General features: G+C 64.8%; 13 protein-coding genes. 7 read left to right on the top strand and 6 right to left on the bottom strand.

What is annotated here, in order from left to right; genetic code table 11:
• The first annotated feature begins 403 nt into the window (after positions 1-403).
• Together ACFQ27_RS00315 and ACFQ27_RS00310 are read left to right on the top strand one after the other, a co-directional pair.
• The gene (locus tag ACFQ27_RS00315; RefSeq protein ID WP_377351952.1) at positions 404-2,551 is read left to right on the top strand and encodes a PAS domain S-box protein; all 2,148 of its coding nucleotides are present in this window, start codon (positions 404-406) and stop codon (positions 2,549-2,551) included.
• A gap of 4 nt (positions 2,552-2,555) precedes the next feature.
• Positions 2,556-3,953, top strand: coding sequence for a chemotaxis protein CheW (locus ACFQ27_RS00310; RefSeq protein WP_377351951.1), 1,398 nt, complete (start codon positions 2,556-2,558; stop codon positions 3,951-3,953).
• A 3-nt stretch (positions 3,954-3,956) separates the two neighbouring features.
• On the opposite strand, the gene ACFQ27_RS00305 is transcribed toward ACFQ27_RS00310, so the two are convergent.
• The 4 genes from ACFQ27_RS00305 to ACFQ27_RS00290 all read right to left on the bottom strand — a co-directional run bounded on the left by ACFQ27_RS00305 (position 3,957) and on the right by ACFQ27_RS00290 (position 8,269).
• Positions 3,957-4,253: a PilZ domain-containing protein gene (locus ACFQ27_RS00305; protein WP_377351950.1), complete on the bottom strand. Its 297-nt coding sequence runs from the start codon at positions 4,251-4,253 to the stop codon at positions 3,957-3,959.
• A gap of 27 nt (positions 4,254-4,280) precedes the next feature.
• Positions 4,281-5,348, bottom strand: a complete 1,068-nt coding sequence (locus tag ACFQ27_RS00300; RefSeq protein ID WP_377351949.1) for a pentapeptide repeat-containing protein — start codon at positions 5,346-5,348, stop codon at positions 4,281-4,283.
• Positions 5,349-5,452: 104 nt separating this feature from the next.
• Positions 5,453-6,145, bottom strand: a complete 693-nt coding sequence (locus ACFQ27_RS00295; RefSeq protein ID WP_377351948.1) for a helix-turn-helix transcriptional regulator — start codon at positions 6,143-6,145, stop codon at positions 5,453-5,455.
• Between the two features lie 627 nt (positions 6,146-6,772).
• Entirely contained in the window at positions 6,773-8,269 is a 1,497-nt protein-coding gene (locus ACFQ27_RS00290) for an amidohydrolase (RefSeq protein ID WP_377351947.1), read from the bottom strand.
• A gap of 124 nt (positions 8,270-8,393) precedes the next feature.
• Here ACFQ27_RS00290 and ACFQ27_RS00285 point away from each other — a divergent pair, with 124 nt between their 5' ends.
• Positions 8,394-9,179 carry an SDR family oxidoreductase gene (locus ACFQ27_RS00285; protein ID WP_374345651.1) on the top strand — a complete coding sequence of 262 codons (786 nt, stop codon included), beginning with the start codon at positions 8,394-8,396 and terminating at the stop codon, positions 9,177-9,179.
• Here ACFQ27_RS00285 and ACFQ27_RS00280 read toward each other — a convergent pair.
• Positions 9,176-9,925 carry an SDR family NAD(P)-dependent oxidoreductase gene (locus ACFQ27_RS00280; RefSeq protein ID WP_377351946.1) on the bottom strand — a complete coding sequence of 250 codons (750 nt, stop codon included), beginning with the start codon at positions 9,923-9,925 and terminating at the stop codon, positions 9,176-9,178. The two genes, ACFQ27_RS00285 and ACFQ27_RS00280, sit on opposite strands and share 4 nt — an antisense overlap.
• A gap of 149 nt (positions 9,926-10,074) precedes the next feature.
• On the opposite strand from ACFQ27_RS00280, the gene ACFQ27_RS00275 reads away from it, so the two are divergent.
• The 4 genes from ACFQ27_RS00275 to ACFQ27_RS00260 are packed head-to-tail and all read left to right on the top strand — an operon-like array spanning position 10,075 to position 13,163.
• Positions 10,075-11,079 (top strand): alpha/beta fold hydrolase, encoded by a 1,005-nt coding sequence (locus ACFQ27_RS00275; protein ID WP_377351945.1) that lies wholly within the window; start codon positions 10,075-10,077, stop codon positions 11,077-11,079.
• Between the two features lie 11 nt (positions 11,080-11,090).
• A complete protein-coding gene (locus ACFQ27_RS00270; protein WP_377351944.1) occupies positions 11,091-12,077 on the top strand; it encodes a glutathione S-transferase family protein in 987 nt (328 codons plus the stop codon).
• Between the two features lie 16 nt (positions 12,078-12,093).
• Positions 12,094-12,735, top strand: a complete 642-nt coding sequence (locus ACFQ27_RS00265; protein ID WP_374345655.1) for a hypothetical protein — start codon at positions 12,094-12,096, stop codon at positions 12,733-12,735.
• Complete coding sequence (locus ACFQ27_RS00260) at positions 12,732-13,163, top strand: hypothetical protein (RefSeq protein ID WP_377351943.1); 432 nt, start codon at positions 12,732-12,734, stop codon at positions 13,161-13,163. The genes ACFQ27_RS00265 and ACFQ27_RS00260 overlap by 4 nt, the downstream gene beginning before the upstream one ends.
• Here ACFQ27_RS00260 and ACFQ27_RS00255 read toward each other — a convergent pair.
• Positions 13,160-13,576, bottom strand: a complete 417-nt coding sequence (locus tag ACFQ27_RS00255; RefSeq protein ID WP_374345657.1) for a c-type cytochrome — start codon at positions 13,574-13,576, stop codon at positions 13,160-13,162. The two genes, ACFQ27_RS00260 and ACFQ27_RS00255, sit on opposite strands and share 4 nt — an antisense overlap.

Below are 13,576 nucleotides of genomic sequence, written 5' to 3'. Positions count from 1 at the left end.
AGCCTTACGTAATCCATATTGATTACGCATTTCGAACTATGCTGATTTTGGGCAGTCTCAATTGAGTATATCTTCCACCATGCCGCCCCAATCAAATTAATTATGAAGCCACCTATCGACTGTTTTACGCATCGGTAACCATGCCGATCACAAAGTTCCGCTCCTGCATCTTGCGAAATAACCATTGCGACTTAGGGGAGCTGATCGATGTTCATCCTGAAGAATTTTGCGCTGGTGCAGCGAGGGGCTCCCGTCGCCCCGCGCCTAGACCTAGAGGCCGCAGGGCCGGAGACCTTGCTGGGCCGATCTGAGCCGCCAGTCGCACGGTCAGCATCGGCCGCGCGCGCCTAGTTCAAACCCAAGATCCAATCTCCCAATCTCGACCTGCAGGACCAGGGCCAGTATGGACACGCTCTCCCCCACCTCAACGCCCGCCTCCGACGATGGCGCGCCCCTTGTCACCGGGGCGAAGGTCGACGCATGCGCTCTCACCGAAGGCCCCGTGGCCTTGGGAGACTGTCAGGTCAGCACCGAAACCCTCGAACTGCTTAGCCATGCAGTTTGCATCGCCGAGTTCGCGCCATCTGGCGTCTGCCTGAACAGCAATAGTGGCTTCCGCAGACTCATCCGGACGCAGGCCACTGAGGGGTTGAGGCTGGCGGACATCCAGTGTGTTGGTGAGGATCACGAGCGCGCCGCACAAGCCCTTTGGCGCAATCTACTTGAAGGTCGCCCCCAAGACACCGAGACCTGCATGCGCGCCGCCGACGGCGAAGAGGTCTGGGTACGAGCGACCTATGTGCCGAAGTCCCGCGGAGATGGCGCGATCGAGTCCATCCACCTTATCGCGGTCGATATCACAGACGCCAAGCGGATGACCCTTGAGCACCAGGGCCTCCTCGCTGCGATCAACCGCGCCCAGGCTGTGATCGAGTTCGACCCCCAAGGATATGTCCTCAACGCCAACGAGAACTTCCTAGGCCTCGCAGGATACAGCCTGGCGGAGATCAAGGGGCAGCACCACTCAATATTCATGCCGGATGGAGCCAATAAATCTACCGAATATCGGCAATTCTGGCGCGCCTTAGGCGAGGGAGAAGTTCAAAATGGCGAATTTCGCCGTTTGGGCAAGAACGGTCGCGAATTCTGGATACAGGCCTCTTACAACCCGATCTTAGATATGCACGGAAAACCAGCGAAGGTTGTGAAATTCGCCTACGACATCACCGAGGATAAGCTAAAAACCCTTGAGCAGGAGGGCGCCTTAAAGGCCATAGATCGCGCCCAGGCCGTTGTCGAGTTCGATCTGAACGGAACCATACTGTCGGCCAACAAGAACTTCCTCAATCTTATGGGCTACAAACTTGATGACGTCGCCGGACGTCATCACCGCATGTTCTGTGAGGCCAGCTACGTACAGACCGAGGACTATGTCCGGTTCTGGGAACGACTTGGTCGGGGCGAATACTACAGCGGCGAGTTCAGGCGTGTAGGCGTCGACGGTCGCGACGTCTGGATCCAGGCCACCTACAATCCGATCATCGGACTGGACGGCCGGGTGCACAAAATCATCAAGTTCGCCACGGATATCACCGAGGAAAAGGTCAAGACGGTCGAGGCTTCCAGCAAGCTAAAAGCGATCGATCTCGCCCAAGCCGTAATTGAGTTTGATTTGGACGGCAATGTTATATCTGCCAACGAGAATTTCATCAGAACTATGGGATATTCTCTGCGCGAGATAATTGGTCAACATCACTCTATATTCTGCCAACAAGATTACATATTGAGCCGCGAATATCGCGACTTCTGGCTACAACTATCTAAGGGTCAATCCAAGTCTGGGCGCTTCCACAGGATCGGCAAATTCGGGCGCGATGTGTTTATCGAAGCCACCTACAACCCGATCCGAGACCTCAAAGGTCAAGTCATTCGCGTCATCAAATACGCCTACGACGTCACGGAGTCGGTGGCCCTGGAACGCACCATCGGCGACAGCGCCCACCAGATGGGCGGTGTCATGCAGAATCTCGCCTCCTCCATCTCTGACATTCGCAAGATGAGCGACGAAGCTCGCGAACTTTCTGCCGATTCTCGCACCGCCGCGGAGCGAGGCGTTGAGGCGATAACTCGGACCTTGGGCACCATCGAGCAGATTCAGAAGTCGGCCACTGGAGTATCCGAGATCGTGTCTGTGATCGGCGAAATCTCCAACCAGACTAACCTTTTGGCCTTTAACGCCGCCATCGAGGCGGCGCGTGCGGGAGACCACGGTATTGGCTTTTCCGTCGTGGCCGCAGAGGTGCGCAAACTGGCCGAGCGGTCGGCCTCCGCAGCTCGGCAAATCTCCGGCTTGATAGATGAAGCCGTAACTCGCGCAACCATCGGACGTGAGCAGACCGAAGACGCTCGCATCTCCCTGGAGCGCATTGTCGGTTACTCCGCCCGCTCTAGCGACGCCATACGCGACATCTCTGACCAATCGACCAATCAACAGGCGGTCTCTAGTCAGGTCGGCGAACTGATCGCCAACCTGAAGTCTAAGGTCCAGTAGCCGCATGGCTGGGCATGCCGAACGACTGGTCCTGGTTGAAGCTGGGGGCCTCGGCCTGCGGTTCCCTGTCAGCGTCGTTCGCGAGGTCGCGCTGGTCGAAGGGTTCAATAGCGCTGGCCGAGCCTTTGGCGACGCCTCGGAGGGCTTTGCTCGCATCCGCGACGAGCTAATCCCAGTCCTGACGGTTCGGGACCTCCTAGGCCTGAAGACCCGAGACGCCTCTCAAGTTTACGCCCTTGTCCTGCGGATAGAGCAGAGAGTCACCGCAATCTTCATCGACCGAATTGTTGATGTGGTCGCAAGCGACGGACTGCAGACCGATGAAGTCTCCGCCCTCACGCCAAGCGCCACGCCCGACCTAGCAGCGCAAGTATCCAATTTCGAGGGGCAGCCATTCCTGGACATTACCGATGCGGTGCTCCGACGCGCCGTCTTCGTCGCCGACCATACTGCCAAAAAGATCGAACGCATGACCGCCCAAGCGAGCGAATGTTTGCTCGTGGAGCGGGGCGGCGCGAAGCTTGCGATACCAGTCTCCGACGTCTTTGCGACCTTGCCCGGCGTCGAAATCGTCCCAAACACCACCGCCATCCACGGCTCCCTCGGTCGAGTGACCTACCGGGGATGGACCTATTGCGTATGTGAACCCAGCGTCGCCATGACTGGGACCGTGCGCGAGGCAAGCATCGAACCCGCGTCAGTTGTGTTGGTAGGCCCAGACGCGGAACGATGCCTGGCGCTGGCGGTCGACCGCGCCCTAGACATCCGCCAGCTCGGCCCGCCCGCTCTGCACGCAAGCGCAGCGTCCGATGGTCTAAGCGTGGACGGCATCCATGTTGACGAGGCCGAGGGTCTAATCTTTCGCCTGAGCGCCAACGGCATGTCCAAGCTGGACCTCATGACCCAATACGCCCGACTGACGACCCGGGCCCTAGACGAGGAGACGCGCAACGGCGTTGGCGCGCCGCCCCAACAACCTTATCTGATCGCGACTTCAGACCGCGACTGGGCGATACCGCTTAGCGCCATAACCGCGGTCACCCAGGGGGCGCAGGCCTTCGTACCCCTCTCGACCCGGCAAAACAGGCTCGTAGGCTACTGCGACTTCCGGGGTCAGCCTACGCCGGTTTACTGGCCCTGGCGCACTGCATGGGACGGTGAAATCGCCGCAAGGGTGCTGATCTTCATATCAACGCCTTCGGGGCACTTCGCATTGGTCGTCGAGACCCTCAAGGGACTTGAAAGAGGTTGGTCACCCGAGGTGATCGCCGGGCTCTCAGAGCGGCTGGCGCTCTTCAAAGAAGGGGCGCGCGCCTGGTCATGCCACGCTCTGAATATGGAAGCCCTTATCGCCTTGACAGGCCAACCGCCTAGCGGGGCGAAGGCCGCGCAAGCCGCCTGACACTCAAGCTTGAGGCGGCTCGACATCAAGCCGCTCAAGGCCAACATGGGCCCCCAACTGCCAGATGACCTTACAGGTCCACCGACGAGCCCCCCCAACATCCTCAACGACGACCTGGCCGTCCACTCTCACGCGGGGAACGAGGGCGACGCGAAAGCCCGCCTCGGAGCGGTCGATTACCGTTCCAGGCAAGCCGCGCCCCTCATGATAGATCATGACAGGGGTGTTTTCATTGATCCGGAGCCGTCGCTTGGCCCTGGCGCGTTCGGCAGCATGTGCCGCGTCGGAGGGGTCACTCATAAAGCACTCCTGAAACCCGCCTTCCGGTCAAAGCTCGAGGACGCGAACAATGCCGGTCCCATCGAGCACGGCCCCCTCGAGGTTCACGGGATGTAGGCGACCGGACAGCAGTTCGAGGGGGCTCAGATCAGCGCCGTGAAAGTTGGCGTGGGCGAGATTGGCGTTAAGGAAGCTCGCGCCCCTTAGATCCGCATTCATAAAGTTGGCCCCACGCAGGTCTGCACCCTCAAAGTTTGCTCCGACCAGCAGACAGCGTGAGAAGTCTAGTCCGACCGCGCAAACATTCCGGCCAACAAGCGCTGGCAGCTTGCGGCCCCTTAGCGCTGGACCGAGGGGCCGCAGGTCTTCGCCGTTGAGATCTGCCACGCGCCCCGCCCGCCCAGCGGTCATGCCCCATGCCTCGCCATCATCTACCCGGCGCATCAGGCCTGGGCGCCTAGCCAAGGCTTCGAGGCTAGGATCGATGACACATGTCGCAAGAGCAGCGCGGGGCAGATTCAGTCCGCTCAGATCGACATTCGTCAAGATCGCGCCGCGGAAATCGGCCTCAGCGACCTTAGCGCCCGCAAAGTTCGCGCCGTCGAAGTTGCAGTTCGATAGCCTCGCGCCGTTTAGGTTCGCGCGCCTAAGGTCAGCGCCTTTCATCGACGCGTTGGAAAAGTCCACACCCCGCCCGTCAATGTCATCCAGTCTGGACCCATTGAGGCTCGCCCCGCGCAGGCTCGCCTCGGCTGGCGAAGCCCCAGCCTCAGCGAAGCCGCCGCGGTAGACGAGGATCGAGGCGCGCAGATCTGCCTCATCGAGCCGCGCCCAGTTGAGACAAGCCCCCTCGAAGACGACTCCCCGCAGATCTGCCCTTGTCAACTGGGCGAAACTGAAATCGCAGCGCCTCAGGACGGCGCCGCAAAACAGGGCCCGCGTGAGATCCGCCTCGATGAAGGTGCTGTCTTCCAGGTCGGCTCCGGTGAAATCGATTTCAGGAAGCACTCGCCGGTTAAGCATACTGCGCCGAGCGATGATGAAGCGGGGAAATTTGCGCGCGCCTGTCGGCCGGCCGGCTGCGTGGGCTTCATGTGCGGCCACGATCGCCATCATGTCGTCCCCGCTTACGGGGGTCAGCTGGGGGGACAAGCCAGCCAATGGAGACAGGGCGCGATCACGCATAGATCCCTCTCACCCCGATCCCGACTTGCAGGGACCTATGCATAGGCCAGCAACAGCGAGACGAGCTCCGCCTGCCGCTTGACACGCAGCTTGCTGAAAAGTGTCCGAAGTTGGGTCCTAACCGTATCGATCTTGACGCCTCGGTTCTCGGCGATTTCGTCCGGAGACTGACCGGTGCAAAGCGCTAGGGCGACAGAGGCTTCAGCGGGGGTTAGGTCGAACGCTGCGCGAAGACGATCAGCAAGCGGGTCGCGCGTGCTGGGATGGCGAACGACCAAGACCAGCAACTGCCCTGCAGGCCCGGTCTCGTCACGCCAAAGCCGCTTAATCTCAAGGAGCAATGGGCCGCCACTCGCCTCAATCACGGCAGAAGCGCCCTCGAGCTGAGGATTCACCTGGAAGCGCTCAACCGCTGAACGTGCGCAACTGTTGAGCATGACCGGCGTCCCAGCCGTGCGCTCAGCCAGCACCTCTTCCGATGTGATTGCTTGGCTGGCCATCGGGGTCATGGACAGAACCCGTCCGGCGCCGTCGACGACCAGTCCGGCGACAGATGCGGCGCCCAGGGCGCGCACGACGATGGCCGCAAGCTGGTCACGGAAATCGGCGCGTCCGAGAGGCGAGTCGTCCCGGCTCCCAAAGCTGGCGCAGCTCAGGGCCTCGACCTCTGAACGGATGACATCGTTCGACGCATCGCTGAGCAACAGATTCAGAATACGGCCCGGCAACTCGTCTCCCCCAAACTAGGAAGGACAAGCCTCCCCCCTCGCCTCTGGCGGCCCATCGCCGCGCCACACACCCGATCTCTGACGTCGAGGCTAGCTGCGACACACCTCGCCCCTGCACATTGTCGGATACGAGGCAGGAACGCGTACCCTATTCTGGGGAAAAGCGAACAGGAGACGCCAGTCAGTGGAATGGGGACGAATATAATATCAAGTCAAAGTAGCAATTGCCGTCACCTTGCGACAACCCTTTCAGCCCATACTCGATTTTCTACAATCCGAGATCCACTATTATTTCTATTATTGTTTAATTGGTGGCTTCGAAGACGAAATTATATTTCAATAATTGGCGACGCCCCGGAAGTCGTTCGCTGCGACAAAACACCGCCTTGCTCTCAAGTGACCAGTGTTCACGCAGCCAAGCCCCGCGACATTTGAAGGCTTGAGCGGTTCAGACCACGAGGCCGCACCGGAACCTTTGCGACTTCGCCAAATTTGGGTAATTCCGCCGCTTCGAGAAATAGTTTTCTATCACAACCCGGGACTTAAGGCGCCCCTGGGGAATTTCTTCCCCAAGAGCGCCTTTTCCTTGGCCACCGGCAGTCGACGGACAGCCTGCAAGTCGCAAGCCTACTCCGACCCGCCGCCCGCGCTCGGCGCCTTGCGGTAGTCCAGGGCCGGCGGGCGGTCGCCCAGCATGGCCTGGTACTTGAAGTCCGGCCCGCGCCGCTCGGCCAGCTCGGCCTTGGCCTTCTTCAGCACGTCGGGGCTCTGGAACAGCTCGGCGGCGGTGAGCGCCAGGGTCTTGGCCGCGTTGACCGCGCCCTTGGTCCCGATGGTCGTGCCCGCGGCGGCCACGTTCTGCCAGCTGTGGCCCGCCGAGCCCGGCACGAAGGTGGCGGTGCGCAGGCCCACGGTCGGCGTCACCCAGCTGATGTCGGAGACGTCGGTCGAGCCGCCGCTGCCGTCCATCTCGATCTTGTAGGGGTCGATCTTCTGCACCGAAGCCAGGTCCGGCGCGCTGGTCAGGGACTTCTGCAGGGTCTTGGCGAAGGCCGTCTCTTCCGGCGTCCAGCTGATCCCGCCCACCTTGCGCAGGTTGGCGTCCATCACCTTGCCCAGGGTGTCGTTGGGCAACAGGGCGTAGACCCCGCCGGTGACTTCCATCTTGTAGGTGGTGCCGGTGGCGATGGCGGCGCCTTGGGCGGCCTTTTCCACGCGGGACCAGACGTCCTTGACCACCGCCGGATCGGGGTGGCGGACATAGTAGTAGACCTCGGCGAAGTCCGGCACGACGTTGGGCGCGCCGCCGCCGCTGGTCACCACATAGTGGATGCGGGCCTTCTCCGGCACGTGTTCACGCAGATAGTTGGTGGCGACGTCCATCACCTCGACACCGTCGAGGGCCGAGCGGCCCTTGTCCGGGTTGGCGGCCGCGTGGGCCGAGGCGCCGTAGAAGCGGAACTTGCCGCTGATATTGGCCAGGCTCACCCCTTGAGCGGCCGAGTTCTCGGTGCCCGGGTGCCAGTGGATGGCGGCGTCGACGTCGTCGAACAGGCCGGCGCGGACCAGATAGACCTTGCCCGAACCGCCCTCTTCCGCCGGGCTGCCATAGACCCGCAGCTCGCCCTGGACCTTGTTCTTGACCATCCAGTCCTTGATGGCGACCGCGGCGCCCACCGAGGCCGCGCCGAACAGGTTGTGTCCGCAGCCATGGCCGGCCGCGCGGCCCGCAACCGGGGTCTTGGTCGGCTCGGCCGCCTGGCCCAGGCCCGGCAGGGCGTCGTACTCAGCCAGGATTCCGATCACGGGGCCCTTGCCGTTCTTGTAGCTGGCGACAAAGGCGGTGGGCATGCCCGCCACACCCACCTTCACCTCAAACCCGGCGGCCTTCAGCTGCTCCTGCAGCAGGGCCGAGCTCTTGGTCTCCTGGTAGCCGACCTCCGCGAAGTTCCAGATCTTCATCGCGGCGTCAGAGATCTGGCCGGCGTCATCATCCACGGCCTTCAGGATCATCGCGCGCTGCGGCGCGGACAGGGGCTTGGCGACGGCGGCGAGGGGCGAGAGCGCCACGGTGGAGGCGAGCGCCGTCGAGACGAGGGCGGCGCCGAGGCGGGAAAGCGTCATGGGGATACTCCGAACAGTCCTGACCCCACCCTAGTCAGGCGCCGCTTGCGAGCCTAGAGGCGCCTTGCCAATCCCGACGATCCGGTCGAGGTTCCGCCCGCAAGATAAGCGGAAGGCAGACACCATGAACGTCCAGGGCAAGATCGTCGTCGTCACCGGTGGGGCGGATGGCATCGGGGCCGCCATGTGCCGCCGCTTCGCCAAGGAAGGCGCCGCCAAGGTCATCGTGGTCGACCGCAACGGCGAGGGCGCCGCCAAGGTGGCCGCCGAGATCGGCGGCGAGGCCGTCACGCTGGACGTCACCGACGGTGAGGCCACCGCCAAAATGGTCGCCGATATCGAGGCGCGCCACGGCGGCATCGACCTGTTCTGCGCCAACGCCGGCGTCGGCGATGGCGACCCGGACCGCAACAACGCCGCCTCGTCGCCGGACGACGTCTGGCACCGGGCCTGGAACGTCAATGTCATGGCCCATGTCCACGCCGCGCGGGCGGTGATCCCGGGCATGGTGAAGCGCGGCGGGGGCTACATCCTGAACACCGTCTCGGCCGCGGGTCTGCTCTCCCAGATCGGCGGGGCGGTCTACTCAACCACCAAGCACGCGGCCATCGGCTTCGCCGAGTCGCTGTCGATCACCCACGGGGACCAGGGGATCACGGTCTCGGTGCTGTGCCCGCAAGGGGTCGACACGGCCATGCTGCGCGCCGGTGGCTCAGGCTCGCCCCAGAGCCTGGACGGCGTGCTCACCCCGGACGAAGCCGCCGAGGCGGTGATCGCCGGCCTGGCCGAAGAGAAGTTCCTGATCCTGCCGCACCCGGTCGTCCTGACCTATATGCAGCGTAAGACCGCCGACTACGACCGCTGGATCGGCGGCATGCGCCGTCTGCGCGCCAAGACGATGGGCGGCTAAAGCGGGCTCGCCAGGTGCCCGCCGTCCACCTCCAGCACGCTGCCGGTCATGTAGCGCGAGGCGTCTGAGGCCAGCAGCAGCAGCGGGCCGTCCAGGTCGGAAATCTCGCCGAACCGGCGCTGCGGAATGCGCAGCCGCATCTGCTCGCCGTGGGCCGACTGCAGGAACTCGCGGTTCAGGTCGGTCTCGATATAGCCGGGCGTGATGGCGTTCACCCGCACCCCGAACCGCGCCCATTCCATGGCGAGCGTCTTGGTCATGTGGATCACCGCCGCCTTGGACGGCGCATAGGCCGAGGCCGCCAGCGCCGTGCGCAGGCCGGTGATCGAGGCGATGTTGATGATCGAGCCGCCGGTCTGCGCCTTACGCATGATCCGGGCCGCCTCGCGGGCGACGAAGAAGGCGCCGTTGACATTGACGTCGAACACGCCGCGCCATTCGGCGGCCTCCATGTCGATGGCCTTGGTGGGCGAGGCGACGCCGGCGTTGTTGATGGCGATATCCAGGCGCTCAAGCCCGCTGAGCGCCGCGATCACCTGGTCCTGGTCAGCGACGTCCAGGCGCAGGGCGCGAGCCTTGCCGCCCGTCGCCGTGATCTCGGCGACCAGGCTGTCCAACAGCTCGGTGCGACGGGCGGCGGCGATCACCTCGGCGCCCGAGCGGGCCAGCAACTGGCAGAAGTGACGGCCGAAGCCGCTGGAGGCGCCGGTCACCAGGGCGGTGCGTCCGGTCAGGTCGACGTGCATGGTTTCCCCCGCGAGCTTGTCTTTGCGGAAGGCATGCACGCCGCGCGCTGCGGAAGGCAAGCCGGGCCTGCATAGAAACTATCGACACAATTCATGTCATTAGACTAGGCTCACCCGATCCCGCGAAAGACGGGGCCTGGGAGGACAGGATGAGCCAGGTGCTGACCACGGATCAGGGCGTCGCGTTCCTGCGCACGCCGGAGGCGGCCTTTCAGGGCCTGCCGGACTTCGACCACGCCCCCGCCTACATCACCTTCGAGGGCCTGCGGCTGGCCTATGTCGATGTCGGCCCCCGAGACGGTCCTGTCGCCCTGCTGATGCACGGCATGCCGACCTGGAGCTTCCTCAACCGCCACATCCTCAACCGCCTGGTCGCCGAGGGCTATCGCTGCATCGCCGCCGACCACATCGGCTTCGGCCGCTCGGACAAACCCATCGAGGACGACTGGTACTCGATCCTGCGCCATGTGGCCGCGCAGCGGGCCCTGATCCAGGCCCTGGACCTGAAGGACATCACCCTCTTCTGCCAGGACTGGGGCGGCCCCATCAGCCTGGCCCAGGTCGCTGAGGCGCCGCAGCGGTTCGCCCGGCTGGTGATCATGAACACCTGGCTGCACCACGAGGCCTACGCCTACACCGACGCCCTGCGCCGCTGGAACGCCCAGTGGCAGGCCGATGGCCTGTTCGGCCTGAACGTGCCGGACAAACTGTCCCTGGGCTGGTTCATGATGGTCTCGCTCGGCCACATGACCGCCCAGGATCTCTACGGCATCGTCAGTTCCGGGACCTATCCGCAACTCACACCTGAGGCCGCCGCCGTTCGGCGAGCCTATGACGCGCCCTTCGAGGGCCTTGGCCGACAGGGCCATGCCGGCCCTCGCCGCTTCCCCTTAAGCCTGCCCTTCTACAATCCCGAAGGTGGCGCCGCTGCAGACCAGGCCCGCTGGTTCGCCGCCCTCGACACCTGGACCAAGCCCATCCACTTCATCTGGGGCGGGGCCGACAACGTGTTCACCGAGGACTGGGGCCGCGCCTGGGCCGGCCGCTTCCCGCAGGCCAGCTTCGATGTGTTCGCCGACGCCGGCCACTTCCTGCAGGACACCCACGGCGAGCGGATCGCCGAGACCTTCCTCGCCCGCCGGGCGGAACCCTGAACGAGGCCCCCATGACCCACCGGATCTTCGGCTCGGAGATGTCGCCCTACTCGGTGAAGGTGCGCGCCTATTTCCGCTTCAAGGGCCTGCCGCACGAATGGGTCCCCCGGCGCGCGGAAAACGACGAGGACTACAAGCGCTACGCCCGGCTGCCCATCGTGCCGACGGTGGCGACGCCCGCAGGCGAGGGCCTGCAGGACTCCACCCCGATCATGGAGACGGTGGAGGCCCAGCACCCGGAGCCCTCGATCCATCCCGACGATCCGGCCCTGGCCTTCCTGTCGGCCCTGATCGAGGAGTTCGGCGACGAGTGGGGCAACAAGCTGATGTTCCATCACCGTTGGTGGGCGGAGGTGGACCAGCGGGCCTCGGCCCAGACGCTCGCCCGCCTCAGCGCCCCCTTCGGTTCGACCGAGGAGATCGCCGCTCGCACCCAGTTCATCCGGGAGCGGATGACCGGGCGCGGCCATTTCGTGGGCTCCAGCGCCGAGACCGCGCCGCTGATCAGCGCCTACTACTTCGAACTGCTCGACCTGCTGGAGCCGCACCTGCAGGCCCGGCCCTATCTGTTCGGCGCGCGTCCCAGCTTCGGCGACTTCGGCCTGGCGGCGCAGCTCTACGAATGCTCCGTAGACCCGACCTGCGGCGCCGGCATCCGGGCGCGCGGCCCCGCCGTGCTGGACTGGTGCCACCGCATGCTGGAGCCCCGCAACGACGGCGCCTTCGAGACCTGGGACAGCCTTGCGCCGACGCTGGCGCCGATCCTGGCCTATGTGGGCCGCTATTTCCTGCCCTGGACCACCGCCAACGCCAAGGCCCTGGCCGAGGGCGCGGAAAGCTTCACCGTCGACCTGCCCGGCGGGCCTTACGTCCAGGGCCCGCAGAAGTACCACGCCCGCTCGCTGGCGGCGCTCAAGGCCCGCTATGCCGCGGCAGCCGACGCGCCAGGCCTCAAGGCCATTCTCGACGCCGCCGGCTGCACGCCCTGGCTCGCCTGACATTCGGAGACCGACCATGACCACCTTCTGGGTCTGGGGCCTGGCCCTCGTCCTCTACGCAGCCTTCCTCGCCTGGTATCAGAACTGGCGCGGGCCGCTGCGCCCGGCCGAGGTGGAGAGCCTCGTCGAGCGTATGCGCGCCGACAGCGCCGAGGCCACCGACCGCAACAGCCTCGACGCCATCAAGGCCTTCTTCCTGGCCGACGACGGCCGGGAGTTCTTCATGCTGAACCTGGTGCGCCTGGCGCCGGGCACGATCGCCGACCCGACCACCGGCGAGCAGAAGCCCGCCCGCGAGGTCATGGAGGGCTACACCAAGATGTTCCTGCCCGCCCTGTTCGCCCGCGGCGGCCACCCGGCCATCGCCGCGCGCAAGATCGGCCCCTTCGTCGACACCTGGGGCGTTCCGGCCGACCCCGATTGGACCATGATCGGCTACATGCGCTACCGCAGCCGCCGCGACCTCGCCCAGCTGGTCTGCGACCCGCGCTTCAACGGCGCCCATGAATTCAAGTTCGCGGCCATGCCGGAGACGGCGTCCTTCCCCACCCGGCCGATGATGATGTTCCTGCCCTCCCCGCGCATCTGGGTCGGGCTGGCCATCGCGCTGGCCGCCGCCTTGGGCCAGATCGCCCTGCTGCTGGGCGCCGCCGCATGAGCCTCCTGCCTCCCAGCACGAACGCCGACTATCGGGGCGCGACCGCCTCGGCCTGGTTCCTGGTGCTGCTCGGGGTCGGGACCGTCGCGCCCGGCCTGATCCACTACGTCCTGCCCGACGGCGGCGCCGGCGTAATCGCCCACATCAACCTGGGCGCCCAGGCCAAGACTATCATCGCGGTCTTCGCGTGGTTCGGCGCCCTCCAGATCCCGCACGGGATCATCGAGATCGTGGTCGGCCTGCGCTACCGCACCCTCGTGCCCTTCATGCTGGCCATGGTCCTGGTCGAGCGCGGGCTCATGGCGGTGGACGGCTGGTTCCTGAAGGGCGCCGGCGGGCATCACCCGCCGGAGCACTACGCCAGCGTCGTCACCATCGTCCTCACACTGATCTTCCTGGCGCTGGCCCTGAGGTCGCGGAAGGCCTAGTGGCCGCCCGCCGCGGGCTTGGGCGACAGCTTGGCCACGTCCGCCGCGGTCACCGGCTCGGCATAGGCGTTGCCGAAGTTGGTGCGGATATAGGTGATCACCGCCGCCATCTGGTCCGCCGACAGGGTGTCGTTGAACCAGGGCATGCCGCCCCGACCCTTGGCGACCATGACGATCGGATAGGCCGCGACCTTCAGCTTGGGATTGTTGGCGAGCGCCGGGATCATGCCCGCGCCCTTGGCGCCGGCGCCGCCCGCCATGTGGCAGGACTGGCAGACCATCGTATAGACCTCGGCCCCAGTCTTCGGGACCGGCGGCTTCGAGCCCCCAGGGCCTGGCTCGTCAGCCAGGGCGGGTGCGGCGAGGACGAGGGCGGCGGCCAGGACAAGGCCGGACTTCACGAGACGGGTCAT

The sequence above is a fragment of the Phenylobacterium conjunctum genome (genome assembly GCF_042679085.1).
Lineage (GTDB): Bacteria > Pseudomonadota > Alphaproteobacteria > Caulobacterales > Caulobacteraceae > Phenylobacterium > Phenylobacterium conjunctum.
Note: the sequence above shows the minus strand (reverse complement) of the source record. Positions and strands in the feature narration are given on the sequence as shown.